This window comes from Brevibacterium iodinum ATCC 49514 (genome assembly GCF_900169265.1).
GTDB classification, from domain to species: Bacteria; Actinomycetota; Actinomycetes; order Actinomycetales; family Brevibacteriaceae; genus Brevibacterium; species Brevibacterium iodinum.
On sequence record NZ_FXYX01000001.1, the window covers coordinates 1 to 17,460 of the forward strand.

At 65.6% G+C, this 17,460-nt stretch carries 14 protein-coding genes; 4 read left to right on the top strand and 10 right to left on the bottom strand.

Annotation, left to right across the window (positions count from 1 at the left end; genetic code table 11):
- Window positions 1–146: 146 nt before the first annotated feature.
- The 7 genes from deoC to BI49514_RS00035 form a co-directional block, all read right to left on the bottom strand.
- Window positions 147–794 carry a deoxyribose-phosphate aldolase gene (gene deoC, locus BI49514_RS00005; protein WP_101543250.1) on the bottom strand — a complete coding sequence of 216 codons (648 nt, stop codon included), beginning with the start codon at window positions 792–794 and terminating at the stop codon, window positions 147–149.
- A 154-nt stretch (window positions 795–948) separates the two neighbouring features.
- The gene (locus tag BI49514_RS00010) at window positions 949–2,280 is read right to left on the bottom strand and encodes a thymidine phosphorylase (protein ID WP_101543252.1); all 1,332 of its coding nucleotides are present in this window, start codon (window positions 2,278–2,280) and stop codon (window positions 949–951) included.
- A complete protein-coding gene (locus tag BI49514_RS00015) occupies window positions 2,264–2,770 on the bottom strand; it encodes a cytidine deaminase (protein WP_101543254.1) in 507 nt (168 codons plus the stop codon). The genes BI49514_RS00010 and BI49514_RS00015 overlap by 17 nt, the downstream gene beginning before the upstream one ends.
- A 74-nt stretch (window positions 2,771–2,844) precedes the next feature.
- A complete protein-coding gene (locus tag BI49514_RS00020) occupies window positions 2,845–4,128 on the bottom strand; it encodes an ABC transporter permease (protein ID WP_101543256.1) in 1,284 nt (427 codons plus the stop codon).
- A 1-nt stretch (window position 4,129) separates the two neighbouring features.
- Entirely contained in the window at window positions 4,130–5,362 is a 1,233-nt protein-coding gene (locus BI49514_RS00025) for an ABC transporter permease (RefSeq protein ID WP_101543258.1), read from the bottom strand.
- Window positions 5,359–6,918: an ABC transporter ATP-binding protein gene (locus BI49514_RS00030; protein ID WP_101543259.1), complete on the bottom strand. Its 1,560-nt coding sequence runs from the start codon at window positions 6,916–6,918 to the stop codon at window positions 5,359–5,361. The genes BI49514_RS00025 and BI49514_RS00030 overlap by 4 nt, the downstream gene beginning before the upstream one ends.
- A 74-nt stretch (window positions 6,919–6,992) precedes the next feature.
- The gene (locus tag BI49514_RS00035) at window positions 6,993–8,060 is read right to left on the bottom strand and encodes a BMP family lipoprotein (RefSeq protein WP_244195172.1); all 1,068 of its coding nucleotides are present in this window, start codon (window positions 8,058–8,060) and stop codon (window positions 6,993–6,995) included.
- Between the two features lie 326 nt (window positions 8,061–8,386).
- On the opposite strand from BI49514_RS00035, the gene BI49514_RS00040 reads away from it, so the two are divergent.
- The 4 genes from BI49514_RS00040 (at window position 8,387) to BI49514_RS00055 (ending at window position 13,419) form a co-directional block, all read left to right on the top strand.
- Window positions 8,387–10,243 carry an ABC-F family ATP-binding cassette domain-containing protein gene (locus BI49514_RS00040; protein ID WP_101543260.1) on the top strand — a complete coding sequence of 619 codons (1,857 nt, stop codon included), beginning with the start codon at window positions 8,387–8,389 and terminating at the stop codon, window positions 10,241–10,243.
- Window positions 10,244–10,307: 64 nt separating this feature from the next.
- The gene (locus BI49514_RS00045) at window positions 10,308–10,817 is read left to right on the top strand and encodes a TraR/DksA family transcriptional regulator (protein WP_101543262.1); all 510 of its coding nucleotides are present in this window, start codon (window positions 10,308–10,310) and stop codon (window positions 10,815–10,817) included.
- Complete coding sequence (locus BI49514_RS00050; protein ID WP_101543263.1) at window positions 10,772–12,148, top strand: acyltransferase family protein; 1,377 nt, start codon at window positions 10,772–10,774, stop codon at window positions 12,146–12,148. Before BI49514_RS00045 ends, BI49514_RS00050 begins: the two co-directional genes overlap by 46 nt.
- A 221-nt stretch (window positions 12,149–12,369) precedes the next feature.
- Entirely contained in the window at window positions 12,370–13,419 is a 1,050-nt protein-coding gene (locus BI49514_RS00055) for a homocysteine S-methyltransferase family protein (protein WP_101543265.1), read from the top strand.
- 455 nt (window positions 13,420–13,874) lie between these two features.
- Here BI49514_RS00055 and BI49514_RS00060 read toward each other — a convergent pair whose 3' ends face one another.
- The 3 genes from BI49514_RS00060 to rsmA form a co-directional block, all read right to left on the bottom strand.
- Window positions 13,875–15,017 carry a pyridoxal-phosphate-dependent aminotransferase family protein gene (locus BI49514_RS00060; protein ID WP_101543266.1) on the bottom strand — a complete coding sequence of 381 codons (1,143 nt, stop codon included), beginning with the start codon at window positions 15,015–15,017 and terminating at the stop codon, window positions 13,875–13,877.
- A 464-nt stretch (window positions 15,018–15,481) separates the two neighbouring features.
- Window positions 15,482–16,429 carry a 4-(cytidine 5'-diphospho)-2-C-methyl-D-erythritol kinase gene (locus BI49514_RS00065; RefSeq protein ID WP_244195173.1) on the bottom strand — a complete coding sequence of 316 codons (948 nt, stop codon included), beginning with the start codon at window positions 16,427–16,429 and terminating at the stop codon, window positions 15,482–15,484.
- Window positions 16,426–17,361, bottom strand: coding sequence for a 16S rRNA (adenine(1518)-N(6)/adenine(1519)-N(6))-dimethyltransferase RsmA (gene rsmA / locus BI49514_RS00070; protein WP_101543267.1), 936 nt, complete (start codon window positions 17,359–17,361; stop codon window positions 16,426–16,428). Before rsmA ends, BI49514_RS00065 begins: the two co-directional genes overlap by 4 nt.
- Window positions 17,362–17,460: the final 99 nt, after the last annotated feature.

Genomic DNA, 17,460 nt, shown 5'->3' on the forward strand with positions numbered 1-17,460 from the left:
AGGGCAAGACACCACGGTGTGGGTCAGCGCGAGGTGGAGTCACGATCACTGGACGGAGAGGCCAACACCTACTCTGCCAGCCAGTCCCAGACCAGCCACTGTCAATACTCACAGCGCGAGGTTGCTGGGCCGCCGTGAGGTAGTAATTAGAGGGAGTTGAGGATTGCGGCGCTGCCGGAGAGGCCCAAGCGGGACGCGCCGGCGGCGATCATCTCCTCGGCGGCCTCGGCGGTGCGGATTCCGCCGGAAGCCTTCACTCCCAGGCGGTCGCCCACGGTCTCGCGCATGAGAGACACAGCATGAGCGCTGGCGCCTCCGGCCGGGTGGAACCCGGTCGACGTCTTGACGAATCCGGCTCCGGCGGCCTCCGAGCGGCGGCAGGCCTCGACGATCTGCTCGTCGCCCAGCGCCGCCGACTCGATGATGACCTTGACGAGGGCGTCCCCGCTGGCCTCGACGACGCCGCGGATATCGGCCTCGAGTCCGTCGAAGTCCCCGGCGACGGCCTGTCCGATGTTGATGACCATATCGACTTCGGCAGCACCGTCGGCGACGGCCTGAGCAGCCTCGGCGGCCTTGATCTCCGGCTTCACCTGGCCGGAGGGGAACCCGACGACGGTCGCCACGACAAGCTCACCCGGATCCGTGACAGGCAGCATGGACGGTGGCACGCAGATCGCGAGCACGCCCAGCTCCTTCGCCTCCGCCACGAGGGCATCGACGTCGGCGCGGGTCGCTTCGGGCTTGAGCAGGGTGTGGTCGATGATGTTCGCGACATCGGTGCGGCTGGTCATTCGGTCCTCCAGAAGTGGTCGTGCAAGGTTGCGTGGTCGAGCAAGGTTGCATGGTCGTGCATGGCTGCGCGTGCAGATGACGCGCGAAGAGTCGTCAGGTCCAGCGTAGCGAGGCCAGCGGCCGCGCGGCAGTGCTGAGAGTGTGCGATTCGGCTCAGGTGATCGTGTCGAAGACAATCGATTCCGGCACCGAGGCGGCATCCCCGCCGATCTCGACCGCGGACTCCAAAGCCTCGATGGCGCGCTCGAACCGTTCCGGGGTCGCCGTGTGCAGTGTCATGAGCGGCTGACCGGCCGTAACGGTGTCCCCGGGTTTGGCGTGCAGTTCGATTCCCGCGACGTCCTGGACCGGATCTTCCTTCCGTGCCCGTCCGGCGCCCAACCTCCACGAGGCGACTCCCACCGACAGCGCATCGAGCTTCGTCAGCACCCCGGAATCGGTCGCGGTGACGACCTCGGTGTGCTCGGCCACCGGCAGAGAGGCGTCCGGATCACCGTGCTGGGCTCGGATCATCTGCTTCCATTTGTCCATGGCCCGACCGTCGGCCAGGGCGGCTCGAACATCGACATCGGTCTTGCCTGCCAGGCGCAGCATTTCCTCCGCCAGAGCCACGGTGAGATCGACGACGTCGGCGGGTCCGCCGCCGGCGAGGACCTCGACGGATTCACGGACCTCGAGGGCATTGCCGACGGTCAGGCCCAAGGGCGTGGACATATCGGTCAGCAGCGCCGAGGTGTTGACGCCCGCGGACTTGCCGAGCTCGACCATCGTCTGCGCGAGTGTGCGAGCCTTCGCCAGGTCCTTCATGAACGCCCCGGAGCCGACCTTGACGTCGAGGACGAGCCCGGAGGTGCCCTCGGCGATCTTCTTCGACATGATCGAGGAGGCGATGAGCGGAATGCAGTCGACCGTCGACGTGATGTCGCGCAGGGCGTAGAGCTTCTTGTCCGCCGGCGCCAATCCGGATCCGGCGGCGCAGATGACGGCGCCGACGTCCTCGAGCTGGTCGACGATCGCCTCGTTGCTCAGTCCCGCCTGCCAGCCGGGAATCGATTCGAGCTTGTCCAGGGTGCCTCCGGTGTGGCCGAGGCCGCGACCGGACAGCTGCGGGACGGCCACGTCGAACACGGCGACGAGCGGAGCCAGTGGCAGGGTGATCTTGTCCCCGACTCCCCCGGTCGAATGCTTGTCCGAAGTGGGCCGGGACAGGGACGAGAAGTCCATGCGCTCACCGGAGTCGATCATCGCCTGCGTCCAGTGCGCGATCTCAACCGGTGCCATGTCGTTGATGAAGATCGCCATGGCCAGGGCCGCCATCTGCTCTTCGGCGACAGCACCCCGAGTGTAGGCGTCGATGACCCAGTCGATCTGCTCCTTGCTCAGGGCTCGGCCATCTCGCTTCGCGGCGATGACGTCGACGGTGTCGAATGCTTCTACGCTCACGGTCTCAATCCTTCGTTGTCGTCGATCAGTGCTTGGCCTCATGGCCGTCGCGCGCCGCTGCCAGGTGGTCGGGTCCGAAGGCTTCGGGCAGGACCACGGACATCGGGGCGCGTCCGCTCGGCATGTTGATGAGGAGGTCGTTGCCGCCGTGTTCGAACAGCAGCTGTCGGCATCGCCCGCAGGGAACGAGGGTGTTGCCCTCTCCGTCCACGCAGTCGAAGGCGACGAGGCGGCCCCCGCCGGTCATGAACAGCTCGGACACCAATGAGCATTCCGCGCACAGCGTCATCCCGAACGAAGCGTTCTCGATATTGCAGCCGCCGACGATGCGACCGTCGTCGACGAGTCCGGCGGCTCCGACAGGGTAGTCCGAGTACGGCACATAGGCGCTCGCCATCGCCCGTGTCGCTTCGGCTCGCAGCAGCTCCCAGGTGCCTTCGCTGAGGTCTTCGGGGCTCACCGGGGTGGGTTCCTCGCTCCAGACCGGGTCGGTCGACTCGGGTGCGGATGCGCGGGGTTCGGGGGCAGTCATGGGGATATCTCTTCCTTCGGGTGGTGACTGTGGGATGTTCGAGGGGAAATGCAGATGCATCGCCGAGGCGGGGCTCACTTCACGTAGGGCACACCTTCCGCGGCCGGCGGGCGGACCCGACCGACGAATCCGGCGACAGCGAAGACGGTGACGATGTAGGGCAGCATGAGCAGCAGCTCGTTGGCCACCGGGGTGCCGATGGACTGCAGAGTGTTGCCGAGGCTCTTGGAGAATCCGAACAACAGGGCCGCGAACAGCGCACCCTTCGGGTTCCACTTGCCCAGGATCATCGCGGCCAGGGCGATATAGCCCTGTCCGGCCGACATCTCCTTGCCGAACGCCAGTCCGGAGCCGACGGTGAAGAAGGCACCGCCGAGGCCGGCGATGGCACCGGCGAGCAGCGTATTGCGCACGCGGGTGAAGTTGACCTTGATGCCGACGGTGTCTGCGGCCTTCGGGTGCTCACCGACGGCGCGCATCCGCAGACCCCACTTCGAGCGGAAGACGAAGATCTGCAGGGCGATGACGACGACGTACATGATGTAGACGAGGATGTTCTGGTCGAACAGCACCCGTCCGAGCACCGGAATGTCCGAGAGCAGCGGGATCGGCAGGTTCGGCAGCTTCTGGCGGGAGTTCCACAGTCCCGGGTCCTGGGTGAGAACCGTCGAGTAGAGGAAGCTCGTGATGCCGACGACGAGGACGTTGAGGACCACGCCGATGATGATCTGGTTGACCCAGTACTTCACCGCGAAGAAGGTGAGCACCACGGCGACCAGGGCACCGGCGATGGGAGCGGCGAGCAGTCCCGCGTACGGGTTCTTCACCACCGAGGCGACGACCGCAGCGAGGAACGCACCGGCCAGCAGCTGGCCTTCGATGGCGATGTTGATGATGCCCGAACGTTCTCCCACGAGACCGCACATGGCGCCGAAGATCAGCGGCACGGACAGTGCCAGGGCACCGGCGAGCAGCGTCGTCAGCGGGATGACGCCACCGGATCCGCCGCCGGCCCAGGCAAGGAATGAGAGGACGAAGATGACGCCGAAGAGCATCGGGAACCAAGAGCCGAGATCGATGCGCTTGATTGCCACGTAGATGGACATGGCGGCCATGATGACGAGCAGGATGCCCAGCGTCAGCCCCGCCGCGGTCGAGGATACGGCGAAGTCGGGGATGGCGAAGAAGTCTCCGCCGGTGGCCACCCGGAAGGTAGTCTCCCCGTCACGGCCGATGAGGCCGAAGAAGATGAGCGAGACAAGAGCGAGGATCGTATAGACGATCGGGAACTTCCAGGCGATCGGCGCAAGCGCCTTGACCTGGGTCGAAGGTGTCTTATCCATGGTCTGAGCAGTCATCTCAGTCCTCCTTCCGCTTGAGCACCGGTGAGGGCAACCGGAAGATCGACCTCACCAGGGGCGCGGCCGCGATGAGCAGCACGATGACGGACTGGACGACGAGGACGATGTCGATCGGCGTACCGGTCTGGGACTGCATGAGGTAGCCGCCGGCCTTGAACGCGCCGAAGAGCAGGCCCGCGAGAAACGTTCCCAGCGGTTTCGACCGACCCAGCAGGGCGACGGTGATGGCGTCGAAGCCGATCGATCCGCTGATTCCGCCGGTGAGTTTGTATTCGGTGCCGAGTACCTGAGCGGCTCCGCCGAGTCCGGCCAGGGCACCGGCGACGATCATGACGAGGATCGTCACCTTCGACACGGAGATGCCTGCGGTCCGGGCCGCGTGCGGGTTCGCGCCGACTGCCTTGAACTCGAAGCCGATCGTCGAGCGCTCAAGCAGCCACCACACGAAGATCGTGGCGAGGATGGCGGTGACGAACCCGAAGTGGAGACGGAACGGCGGCGGCAGCAGCAGGAACATCTGTGCGGAGTCGTCGATGACGCGGGACTGCGGGTTCGCCGAAGTCGTGTGCGTGAACCAGTTCTGCTTGAGCAGGTAGCCCAGTGCGTAGCCGGCGATCGAGTTGAGCATGATCGTCACGATCACCTCGTTGGCACCGGTGCGTGCCTTGAGGACACCGGCGATTCCGGCCCAGATCGCACCGCCGATGATTCCGCCGATCGCGGCCACGAGCATGTGGACGACGGGAGGCAGCGGCAACGCGTAGCCGAGGAATCCGGCGATGGTCGCGCCGAGGATGACCTGACCCTGTCCGCCGATGTTGAACAGACCGCAGCGGAAGGCCAAGGCGATGCCGAGACCGGTGAGGATGAGCGGGGTGCCCGAGACCATCGATTCGGTCAGGGGGCGGATGGCGCGTTCGGTAGTGCGTGCGTCCCAATCGAAGACCGCTCCGCGGAACAGCGCCGAATAGGCGTTGCCGACGGTCTGGAAGAGCGTGGCGAAGAACTCGCCGGGAGCGGCGAAGAAGTTCTCGGCCGCCGCGACGACCTCCGCATTCGACACGGCGATGAGGACACCGCCGAACAGAAGTGCGAGAACGATCGCCAGCAGCGAGACCAGCCAGGATCCCGACATGATCTGCTGGAGCAGAGTCTGTTCCTTGCCGTCCTCGGTCTCGGACTCCGGCGGCGGTGCCGCTGAAGGAGCGGCCGGTGAGATATCAGTCGTCATTTGGTCTCCTCCGCCGAGGTGGTGGCTGAGTCGTCGTCCGTTGCTTCGAGGGCTTCGTCGGCGGGAACGCCGGCCATCATCAGGCCCAGTGCCTCGCGGGAGGTCTCGGGCCCCACGATGCCGACGATGCGCCCGGCGTACATCACGGCGATGCGGTCGGCAAGGCCGTAGACCTCGTCGAGTTCGGTCGAGACGATGATGCAGGGGGTGCCGGAATCGCGTTCGGCGATGACGCGCTTGTGCACGAATTCGATCGATCCGACGTCGAGTCCGCGGGTGGGCTGGCTGGCGATGAACAGTCGCAGATCGCGGCCGAGCTCGCGGGAGAGCACCACTTTCTGCTGGTTTCCGCCGGAGAGGGTCGAGATCGGGTCGGAGACGCTGCCGAGGCGGATGTCGAACTCCTCGACCTTCTTCTTCGCCTCTTCGCTGATGACCTTCGACCGCATATTCAGGCCCTTGGCATAGGGCTCACGATCGTAGACGTCGAGGATCATGTTCTCCCGGATCGCAAACTCCGCGATGATGCCGTCGGTCGACCGATCTTCGGGAACGAACCCGATACCGGCACCGAGGCGGTCCTTGACCGAATCCCCGACGAGCTTCTTCCCGTCGAGGGTGATCGTGCCCAACCGCGGTTCGGTGAGACCGATGATCGTCTCGGCCAGTTCGGTCTGCCCGTTGCCCTGAACGCCCGCGACGGCGAGGATCTCGCCGCGACGGACGTCGAAGGACACATCGTCGACGACGACGTTCTCAGCCTTGTCGACTACGGTCAGTCCGCGCACCTGGAAAGTGGCATCGCCGGGATCGGCGGCCTCCTTCTCGGTCGTCAGAGACACGGCTCGGCCGACCATCTGGCTGGCCAGCTCGGTCTCGGTCGACTCCGGCGAGGCCTCTCCGACGATCTTTCCGCGGCGGATGACGGTGATCGAATCAGCGATCGCACGGACCTCACGGAGTTTGTGGGTGATGAAGACGATCGATGTGCCCTGCTCCTTGAGCTGGCGCATGATCGAGATGAGTTCGTCGGTCTCCTGCGGGGTCAGCACGGCCGTGGGCTCGTCGAGGATCAGGATCTCGGCATCGCGCGACAGGGCCTTGATGATCTCCACCCGCTGCTGGGCGCCGACCGGCAGGTCCTCGATGAGGGCGTCGGGGTCGATATTGAAGTTGAAGCGCGACGAGATCTCTCTGACCTTCTTGCGCGCCTCGTTGATGTCGAGGAGTCCGAGGCTCTTCGTCGGTTCGTAGCCCAGCGCCACGGATTCGGCGACGGTGAACACGGGCACGAGCATGAAGTGCTGGTGGACCATGCCGATGCCCGCGGCGACGGCGTCGCCCGGCCCGGAGAACTTCACCGGCTCGTCGTCGATGAGGATCTCTCCCCCATCGGCTTCGTAGAGTCCGTAGAGGACATTCATCATGGTGGATTTGCCGGCGCCGTTCTCACCGAGCAGAGCGTGGATCTCGCCCGGCTGGATGGTGAGATCGATGTGGTCGTTGGCCACGAACGATCCGAACACCTTGGTCATCCCGCGAAGCTCGAGTTTCACTGCTTCCGGTTCTCCTCACAAACTTGAAAACTGCAGGGCCGAAAGAACTCGGCCCTGCAGTTTAACCGACGAGCTTACTTCGGTGTGCTCTCAGACTCGACGACCAGGCTGCCGTCGACGATCTGCTTCTTCAGATCCTCGACCTTCTTCTTCACGTCTTCGGGAACCTTGTCTTCGAAGTCGTGGTACGGAGCGAGGCCCACGCCTTCGTTCTCGAGCGTGCCGACGTAGGGCTCATTAGAGAAATTGTCCTCGGTGCCTTCCTTGATGGTGTCTTCGACGGCCTGCGAGATCTGCTTGACCACCGAGGTGAGGATGATGTCTCCGTATTCGGTCGACTCGTAGCCGTCGGAGTCGACCCACACGAGGTTGACGTCGCCGGCTTCCTTCGCCGCCGCCGCGGCACCGAGGCCGACGGGTCCGGCCACGGGCATGATCACGTCGGCGCCCTGCGAGATGAGCTGCTTGGTCAGCTCCTGGCCCTGGCCCTGGTTCTCGAAGTCACCGGAGAACGATCCGTCCTGCTTCTCCTTGTTCCAGCCCAGCAGCTTGACGTCCTTCTTGTTGTCCTCGTTGAACTTGTCCACGCCGTCGGCGAAGCCGTCCATGAAGATCGTCACCGACGGAATCTGGATGCCGCCGAAGGTGCCGACCTTGCCCGACTCCGAGGTCGCGGCCGCAACATAGCCGGCCAGGTACGCGGCCTCGGCGGTGTTGAAGACGACTGCCTTGGCGTTGTCGATCGTCACCGGCTTGCCGTCGGCGTCGGAGAATGTGGAGTCGATGAGCGCGAAGTTGAGGTCCGGGTTCGCTTCGGCGGCTTCCTGGATCGTGTCCTCGAGGAGGAATCCGACGCCGAAGGTGAGGTTGCAGCCCTGCTGCACCATGTTGTCGACGTTCGGCCCGAAGTCCGCGTCGCCCTGCGATTCGGCGAGCTTCTCTTCGATTCCCAGGTTCTTCTTCGCGTTCTCCATGCCCTCCCGACCGGACTGGTTGAAGGACTGATCGTCCCAACCGCCGGAGTCGGAGACCATGCAGGCGAGGTAATCCGAACCGGATGCGCCTCCTTCGCCTGAACCGCAGGCCGAGAGGACGAGGGCGGATGCGGCGATCATCGACACCGCTGAAGCGAGCTTCTTCACGTTTTCTCTTTTCTGATACAGACAGTGCACACGGATGAGGGCCCTGTCTGCCCCTACCGAAAATGTGAAACCACTGGACGAACTGTCATATTTTAATGAGTTTCGGCTAGTCTAATGTACCGAAATCGTTTCAGCGGCTCCGCTAGCACCGCAAACGCGGACACCGATATGAAAAAGAAATAATCCGTCATGCATGACCCTTTTCGGTCCGCGATGCGAACGCGGAGGCCTCTGACTTTGAGACAGAAAGACGACGAACGAAGTAGGTGGACCGCCGGACCGACGGCGAAGAAGACGAACCGCGGTGAACTAGGCTAGAGACTGCTATGGCACATCTCCTCGGGGCAGAAGCCCTCCACCTCGAATACCCCACGCGCGTCGTCTTCGACTCGGTCACTCTCGGCGTCGAGTCCGGCGACATGATCGGCATCGTCGGCCGCAACGGCGACGGCAAGTCGAGCCTGCTCGGCATGCTCGCCGGCACCATCGAACCCGATTCCGGACGCGTGACATATCGCGGCGGGCTGCGACTGGGCATGCTCGGCCAGCGCGATGACCTCGATGACGAGGCGACCGTGGGCTTCTCCGTCGTCGGTGATGCCGCCGATCACGAATGGGCAGCCGATCCGCAGGCCCGTGACATCATCTCCGGCCTCATCGCCGATCTCGATTGGGATGCGCAGATCTCCTCGCTCTCCGGCGGTCAGCGCCGCCGGGTGGCCCTGGCGGCTCTGCTCATCGGCGACTGGGACATGCTCATCCTCGACGAGCCGACGAACCACCTCGATGTCGACGGCATCGCGTGGCTGGCGAAGCATATGCGCACCCGGTGGCCGAAGAACTCCGGCGCCCTGCTGCTGGTCACCCACGACCGGTGGTTCCTCGACGAGGTGTGCACGAAGACCTGGGAGGTCCACGACCGCATCGTCGAGCCCTTCGAAGGCGGTTATGCCGCCTACGTCCTCCAACGCGTCGAACGCGACCGGATCGCCGCCGCCACCGAGGCGAAGCGACAGAACCTCATGCGCAAGGAACTCGCGTGGCTGCGACGCGGCGCTCCCGCCCGGACGTCGAAGCCGAAGTTCCGCATCGAGGCGGCCAACCAGCTCATCGCAGACGTGCCTGAGGTCCGTAATCCGATCGAGCTGAAGAAGATGGCCACGGCCCGCCTGGGCAAGGACGTCGTCGATCTGCTCGACGTGTCCAAGCACTTCGGTGAGACCACGATCCTCGACGATGTCACCTGGCGCATCGGTCCCGGCGAACGCACCGGAATCCTCGGCCCCAACGGCGCCGGGAAGTCCACCCTGCTGGGTCTGATCTCGGGAGAGCTCGACCCCGATGCCGGACGGGTCAAGCGCGGCAAGACCGTGCAGATCGGTGTACTCGATCAGCAGTTCAAGGATCTGGCCCGCATCGCCGACTCCCGTGTCCGCGAAGTCCTCGCCGAGTCGAAGACCTCGTTCACCATCGAAGGTAAGGACTTCACTCCGGCCCAGCTGCTCGAACGGCTCGGCTTCGCGAAGGAACATCTGTCCGCACGGGTCAAGGAGCTCTCCGGCGGACAGAAGCGCCGCCTCCAGCTTCTGCTGCTGCTCATGGCCGAACCCAATGTCATCATCCTCGATGAGCCGACCAACGACGTCGATTCGGACATGCTCGCGGCTATGGAGGATCTCCTCGATTCCTGGCCGGGCACCCTCATCGTCGTCTCCCACGACCGGTACCTGCTAGAGCGCGTGACCGATCAGCAGTACGCGATCCTCGATCACGGACTGCGCCATGTTCCCGGCGGCGTCGAAGAGTACCTGCGACTGCGCGCCGAACAGGAACGCCGGGGTGCCGCCGGTGCGAACAAGGCGTCCGGCGGTTCGAACGGGGCCGCGACGCGATCCGGCGGGGACGGTTCCGGTGGGGCCGCCTCGGCGAGCGAGGGATCCTCGTCGGCTCCGAGACTGTCCGGTGCGGAAGCCCGGGCGGCGAAGAAGGAAGTGTCCGCGATCGAACGGCGGATGGACAAGCTGAACACTCAGATCGCGCAGAAGCACGAGGAGATGGCCGCCCACGACCAGACCGACTTCGAAGGACTGGCGGAGCTCACGGCAGCGATCCGCGAGTCCCAGGACGAACTCGACGAGCTCGAGATGCGCTGGCTCGAAGCGTCCGAGGCGCTGGAAGCCTGAGGGTTCGAGGCGACGAACGACGATAACGCAGGACGACGGACCAGTCGAAGCCGAGGAGACGACGATGATCGATGAAGCGACGATGCGGCAGCGGCTAGAGGATGAGCGGGCGGAGACGCAGGCGCTCATCAGCCGCCTGACTCAGGGAATCGATGAGGTCTCGGCCGCTCGCCAGGGCGACAACAGCGACGACGAACACGATCCGGAAGGGGCGACGCTCGCCTTCGAACGGTCGCAGGCCGCGACGTTGCTCGAACAGTCCGAGGACCGTCTCGAGGAGATCGCCGAGGCGGTTGACCGCCTGAACGCTGGCACGTTCGGGACCTGCATCGGCTGCGGCAGACCCATCGCCGAGGCGCGGCTGGAGGCCCGCCCCTACGCGGCGAAATGCGTGAATTGCGCCGCCCGCGACTATTCGTTTCCATCCCTGGTCGCACACGCGAGGCCAGCGTCCCATATGACCGGGCGACCACCTCGGCGATGGTGTGATCTTTCCCCAAAGCCTGCCGGGTGCGGTAGTGTATCGGCGTGTCAACACGGGACTATCGCATCGACCGCGCCAAGGGAATACTGATCTTCCTGGTGGTTTTGGGCCACCTTCTCGCTCGAACCTCTCCGTGGGAGTCGCCGATCCTGGGCGCACCGATGTACTTCATCTACATGTTCCACATGCCGGCGTTCGTCTTCCTCGCCGGAATCACGGCGAAGTCGAACAAGCTGGCCGAGCGGGTGCTCACCTACTTCGTTCTCCTCGCCACGGTGCTGCCGCTCATGTGGGGGTGGATGTGGCTCTTCGGGCTCAATCCCGACTACGACTTCCTCAGACCGTTCTGGTACACGTGGTTCTTGCTGTCGATGGCGTGGTGGATGATCACGGTCCCCTTCATCGAGCGCTTCCCGCGCACGATGCTCGTCGCCTCGCTCGTCGTCGGTCTCTTCGGCGGACTGCTGCCGATCCTCGACACCGAACTCTCCGCGGCTCGGACGATGGCGTTCTGGCCGTTCTTCGTCATCGGCAAGCTCTACGGCAAGCAGATCATCGACTGGGCGGGCAGCCTCGCAATCTGGCAGAAACTCTGCCTCAGTGCCGCAGCCCTCGCGGCCGTCGGATATTTCTTCCTCGACCAAGTCGACTACAACTGGCTCTACGGCAGCCTCAACTTCGCCCACTTCGACGTCAGCGTTCCCGAAGGCGTGGGACTGCGACTCATCGTCGACATCGGAGCGGTGCTGCTGACACTGGCCCTGTTGTCGTGGCTGAGCAATACCAAGGACACGATCGCGACGATCGGCAAGAACAGCCTCGCTGTCTACATCCTCCACGGATTCGTCGTCCGCGGTCTTCAGCCGGTCCTCGACGACAGCCGCAACGTCCTCCACGACGCCGTCGTCCTCCTCATCTGTGTGGCCCTGGCCGTGGCGTGGACTGGTCTGCTGGCTTGGTCGCCCTTCGAACGCGCTCTGCGCTGGTGGTCCTCGACCGTCACGGGGCTGCTGCTCAAACCGTTCCCCTTCCTGTGGCGTGAAGAGTCCGACCGGCGCAGCGAGCGTGGCCGCGGCGAGCGAGGTCGCCGTGGAAATGCCGTCAATCCCGGCGACACCTATCACCCCGGGGACGCCTACAGCGAGGGCGACGGACCGGACCGGCAGGGACTCGGCCTGCAGCCCATGCCCGGAGTCGGCTACCAGCACTCCCCCGGCTACGAACAGCACCCGGGTCAGCAGCAGTCCTTCGCCTCCCCCGCGCCGGTTGCGGGCGAGCCGTATCCGCTGCCGGGTTCGCACGAGGTTCCGCAGAACAACGCCACCTACGAAACCACCCAGGAAGTTCCCGCCGGCGCCGCCCAGCGAGCAGTGCGCTACCGTCGGCTGCCGGTCTATCTCAGCGGCGACGAGGACCGCTGACGAACGGACCGCCTCGGCGGTCGCTTCTCCTACCGTGCCGCGGCGGAACCCAGCTATGCAGGCTTTCGGTCGGACCTCCTCGGCGTAGGTCGTGTCCTTTCGTGGCGATCAGCGTCGATTTATGTCGATGTGACGGACCTCGTTGCGCCGCTTGATGGTGTGATACCCAGGTTCGGGCCGTTTGCCCGGGTTCGGCCACATCATCGAATCGGAGAGCATCCATGACCGCGACCAACGCCCTGACCCAACGCCTCGATGCCGGCCCCGTGATCTGCGCGGAAGGCTTCCTGTTCGAGCTCGAGAAGCGCGGATATCTGTCTGCCGGCGAGTTCGTCCCCGAAGTGGCCCTCGAGTTCCCCGACGCCCTGCGCTCCCTCCACGTCGACTTCCAGCGAGCCGGCTCCGACATCGTCGAGGCCTTCACCTACAACGGGCACCGCGAGAAGATGCGCGTGATCGGCAAGGAAGATCTGCTCGAACCGCTCAACCGCGCCGCCCTCCAGATCGCCCGGTCCGTCGCCGACGCCAAGCCCGGGAACTTCATGGCCGGCAACATCTCGAACTCGAACATCTGGGACCCCGCCGACGAGTCCAAGCAGGCCGAGGTGCGGGCGATGTTCGCCGAAATGGTCGCCTGGGCGGTCGAGGAAGGTGCCGACCTCATCATCGGCGAGACCTTCTACTTCGCCGGTGAGGCCATCGCGGCCGCCGAGATCGCCAGGGCCAGCGGCCTGCCCGTCGTCCTCACCCTCGCCCCGATGGCCTTCCAGGAGATGGCCGACGGGGTCGGGATCGTCGAGACCGCGCAGCGCCTCGAGCAGCTCGGCGTCGACGTCGTCGGCCTCAACTGCTTCCGCGGTCCCGCGACGATGCTGCCGTGGCTGAGGGAGATCCGCGCGTCCGTGTCCTGTCACGTCGGCGCCCTGCCGATCCCCTACCGCACCACGGAGGAGGAGCCGACGTTCTTCAACCTCTCCGACCCCCGCGCCGAAGTGGCCTCCCCGCACGGACGCACGTTCCCCACCGCGCTCGATCCCCTGCAGACCAACCGCTACGAGATCGGCGCGTTCGCCAAGGAAGCCTACGACCTGGGCGTCAACTACCTCGGAGTGTGCTGCGGCGCGACCCCGATGCACATCCGCGAGGTTGCCGAGGCGGTCGGACTGACCACCGATGCCAGCCGCTTCTCCGAGAACATGGCCAACCACTTCATGTACGGCAGCAACGAACGGCTCGCCGACAACGTCGTCGCCCTAGGAGACACTGCCTGAGGCCCGTCCGTCTGCGGCTGGTGCGCGGCACTCACGCGGGCCACGGGACCGGCACTTCAGGTCATGAGCCACGGGCGGGCCACCGGCCATGAGCATTGTTGGGGCGATCCGCGGTGTTCTGAAGTCGAAAACCACCGTGGATCGACCCAACAATTCAGGCACAAGAGCCGCGCGAGACCGTTCAGTACCCGCGGCGACTGGTTCCGAAACGTGACCTCAGCCGATTTCCGTGTCCGGAGACGAGTGAGCATTGCTCACCGCTCGGCGGACGAGGGTTCTGAGCACCCCTCACCGTCAGGGCCACCACATACAGTCAGCGCCATAACCCCTCGCAGGAACGGGAGGGTATGGCGCTGATTGTATGTGCTGCGACTACCGGTAGGCAGTGGCACTGTCGGTGCGTGATGCTTCCCAGCGTTCTGCCTGTAGGCAGTGCCGGTTACGGTGCGTGATGCTCAGGCTTCGGCGGTCACGCCGATCGAGTCGAGAGCGGCCTCGAGGCGAGCGATCGTGCCGTCGATGTCGCCGAGCTTGTCGAGGCCGAACAGGCCGATGCGGAAGCTCGAGAAGTCCTCGGGTTCATCGCACTGCAGCGGCACGCCGGCAGCGATCTGCACGCCGACTTCCTTGAAGCCGGCGCCGGTGGCGAGCTGCGGGTTGTCGGTGTGGACGACGACCACACTCGGCGAGGCGAACTCGTCCGAAGCCACCGAGGGCAGTCCGCGTTCGGCGAAGACCGCGCGCACGCGCTGTCCGAGTTCGGCCTGCGCAGCGGCGAGCTTGTCGAAGCCGCGCTCCTCGCTTTCGGCCATGAGCTTGGCATTGTGCGCGAGAGCATCGGTGGGCATCGTCGCGTGGTACGGCGCACGGCCTTCTTCGTATTCGTCGGCGATGAACAGCCACTTCTTCAGATCCATCGCGAAGCTCGTCGAGGTCGAGGCTTCGACGGCGGCACGGCCGGCCTTGCTGAGCATGACGTATCCGGCGCACGGCGATCCGCTCCAGCCCTTCTGCGGAGCGGAGATGAGCACATCGACGCCGAGGTCGGTCATCGACGCCCACACCGCGCCCGAGGCGATGCAGTCGAGAACGAAGATTCCGCCGACCGCGTGCACGGCCTCGGAAACCTGGCGGACGTAGTCATCGGGCAGGAGCATCCCCGAGGCGGTCTCGACGTGGGGAGCGAACACGACAGCGGGCTTCTCGCGCTCGATGGCGGCGACTACCTCGGCGACGGGGGCCGGCGACCACGGCGACTGGTGCTCGGCACTGTCCGGGGAGGCCTTGAGCACGGTCGTCTCCGAGGCGATGGCTCCGGCGTCGAGGATCTGCGACCAGCGGAAGGAGAACAGACCGTTGCGCACGATCAGCGCCTTCTTGCCGGTCGCGACCTGACGGGCAACGGATTCCATGGCGTAGCTGCCGCCGCCGGGGACGATGGCAGCGGAATCGGCATCGTAGGCCGAGCGCAGGATCCGGTTGATCTCCTGCATCACGGACACGAACCGCTGCGACATGTGGTTGAGCGATCGGTCGGTGAAGACCACCGAGTATTCGAGCAGTCCGTCCGGGTCAACATCTTCGTGTGGCAAAGTCATGGCTCTAACATATCGACAGTCCGCCATCCGGGCCACCGGAGTCGATCAGTGAGATCGCAGTGACCCTCGCCGAGGCGGCCCATTCGGTGAGGTGCCCCGTCACCGAGGCGGCCCATTCGGTCAGGTGCCCCGTCACCGAGGCGGCCCGGCTATCAGATTCCGACTTCGATGCGATCCCCCGACCACAACGTATGGAAGGTCCCGGGACGCTCGGTGCGCACTCAGGTGTGCGAACCCAAGCGATGACGCTCGGCCCGGATGATACACCCCGCCCGCCAGATTCCTGCGAGCGCCCGAGGGCGATGCCCCAACCGGGTTCGACCGCCCCCACCGCGATCGCATGGAAGCCCTGGACATAGGCCATCCCCTTGCCCGGCAGCAGAGCGCCGCTCTCCTCGGTGATGAGCGGGTCGCGCAGCGTTTCATCGGGCCTGCCGCGATTCTCCGGGCCCGATTTTGGACGGTCAGCCTTCGTCCACGATATGCGCTCCGGGGGCGGGCCCGGTGGTGCGCAGCGCTTCGTTGACGCCTCTCGTGGCCTGCAGGAGCACGGCGAGGTCGAGGGCGTGGTGGGCGTCGCGGGCGAGGAATCCGATGGTCGGCCCCGACCCGCTGAGCAGGGGCAGGACGGCGCCGGCGTCCCGGCCGGCCTCCATCACCTCGGCGATTTCGGGCATGAAGGACACGGCAGCCTCGGTGAGATCGTTCGCCGCGGATTCCGCGAGCGTGTCCGGGTCACCGGCGGCGAGCGCCGTGAGCACCCGGTCAGGGACGGTCGCGGGCGCCGGGTCGGGGTTGAGTTCGTCGAAGCGGGCGTAGACGTCCGGGGTGGGCAGGGGCGACGCCGAGGTGGCCATCACCCAGTGGAAGGTTCCGCGGGTGAGCACGGGGCTCAGCTTCTCCCCGCGTCCGTGGCCGATGGCCGTGCCCCCGCGCAGGAGGAACGCGACGTCGGCCCCGACGGCGAACGCGCATTCGTGGAGGATCGCCTCATCGACTCCGCCGACGAGGTGAGCGGCTCCGACGAGGGCGGCGGCCGCATCGGCCGATCCCCCGCCCATTCCGCCGGCCACGGGCACCTGCTTGTCGATGACGATGTCGAGGTCGCGCAGCACATCGACATCCCGGTCGCCCTCGAGCGCGGCGATGAGGAGGTCGACGGCGCGTCTGGCGAAGTTCGAGTCATCACGTGGGACCGCGGCATCCGCGTAGCGGCCCTGGACGATGATCGTTCGTGTTCCGCCCGGAATGAGAGTGAGGGTCTCGCCGAGGTTGAGCGCTTGGAATACGGTCGCGAGTTCGTGATACCCATTGTTCGCCGCACCCACACCGAGGTGGATGTTGATCTTCCCCGGCGCCTGCACTTTCACCGGGGCCGGGATCGTCATGCGCGGATGCAGCGGGACGGTCATGGTGAGGGATCCTCGGCGGGCGGGGCCGGTGCAGCGGCATCTCCGTTTGCGGCGACGGCAACGGCGGCGAGGCGTTGGAAGTCGGCGACGGTGAGGGCCTCGCCGCGGGTCTTCGGGTCGATTCCGGCAGCTGTCAGCAGGTCTTCGGACCGCTGGGGGCTGCCGGCCCACCCGGACAGGGCTGCGCGCAAGGTCTTGCGGCGCTGAGCGAAGGCGGCGTCGATAAGAGTGAAGAGACGGCTGCGCACGGCCGGGTCGCGGTCGGTGCGGGTGACGTCGATGCGGACGAGTCCGGAGTCGATGTTCGGGGCCGGCCAGAACACGTTCTTGCCGATCTTGCCCGCGAGCTGCACGTCCCCGTACCACTGGGCTTTGACGCTGGGGACGCCGTAGGTGCGGGAGCCGGGTGCGGCGGCGAGCCGTTCGGCGACTTCGAGCTGGACCATGACGAGGACGGTTGTCAAGCTCGGGAAGGTCTCGAGGAAGTGCAGCAGCACGGGCACGGCCACGTTGTAGGGCAGGTTCGCCACGAGCGCATCGGGCTGGTTCGCGGCATCGGGCCGATCGTCCGCGGGTTCGGTGGTGTGCTGCGGCGCGGGCAGCGTCGTGACGCGCAGGGCGTCGGCGTTGACCAGCTGGAACGGGGCATCACTGCCGGCGAACCTGTCGACGGTGCTCGGCAGCTTATGCGCGAGCAGTTCGTCGATCTCGACCGCGGTGACCCTGTGACCGGCTTCGAGCAGGCCGAGAGTGAGCGAACCGAGCCCCGGACCGATCTCGACGACGTTAGAGTTCTCTTCGAGACCTGCGTCGGTGACGATCGAGCGCACGGTATTGGGGTCGATGACGAAGTTCTGGCCCTTCTGCTTCGTCGGGCGCAGACCGATGTCAGCGGCTAATCCGCGGATATCGCGGGCGGTCAATAACGTCACAGCCAACAACTTACCGCACCACCCAGCCGTCACAATCACCGCAGCGGCCCGGCGGTTCGGGTGGGCCGCCTCGGCGAGGGGAAGACCCCACCGTGCAGG

Coding starts and splice junctions, on each gene's coding strand:
- deoC (WP_101543250.1), bottom strand. CDS start 794: ATGACCAGCCGCACCGATGTCGCGAACATCATCGACCACACCCTGCTC.
- BI49514_RS00010 (WP_101543252.1), bottom strand. CDS start 2,280: ATGAGGCCAAGCACTGATCGACGACAACGAAGGATTGAGACCGTGAGC.
- BI49514_RS00015 (WP_101543254.1), bottom strand. CDS start 2,770: ATGACTGCCCCCGAACCCCGCGCATCCGCACCCGAGTCGACCGACCCG.
- BI49514_RS00020 (WP_101543256.1), bottom strand. CDS start 4,128: ATGACTGCTCAGACCATGGATAAGACACCTTCGACCCAGGTCAAGGCG.
- BI49514_RS00025 (WP_101543258.1), bottom strand. CDS start 5,362: ATGACGACTGATATCTCACCGGCCGCTCCTTCAGCGGCACCGCCGCCG.
- BI49514_RS00040 (WP_101543260.1), top strand. CDS start 8,387: ATGGCACATCTCCTCGGGGCAGAAGCCCTCCACCTCGAATACCCCACG.
- BI49514_RS00045 (WP_101543262.1), top strand. CDS start 10,308: ATGATCGATGAAGCGACGATGCGGCAGCGGCTAGAGGATGAGCGGGCG.
- BI49514_RS00055 (WP_101543265.1), top strand. CDS start 12,370: ATGACCGCGACCAACGCCCTGACCCAACGCCTCGATGCCGGCCCCGTG.
- BI49514_RS00060 (WP_101543266.1), bottom strand. CDS start 15,017: ATGACTTTGCCACACGAAGATGTTGACCCGGACGGACTGCTCGAATAC.
- BI49514_RS00065 (WP_244195173.1), bottom strand. CDS start 16,429: ATGACCGTCCCGCTGCATCCGCGCATGACGATCCCGGCCCCGGTGAAA.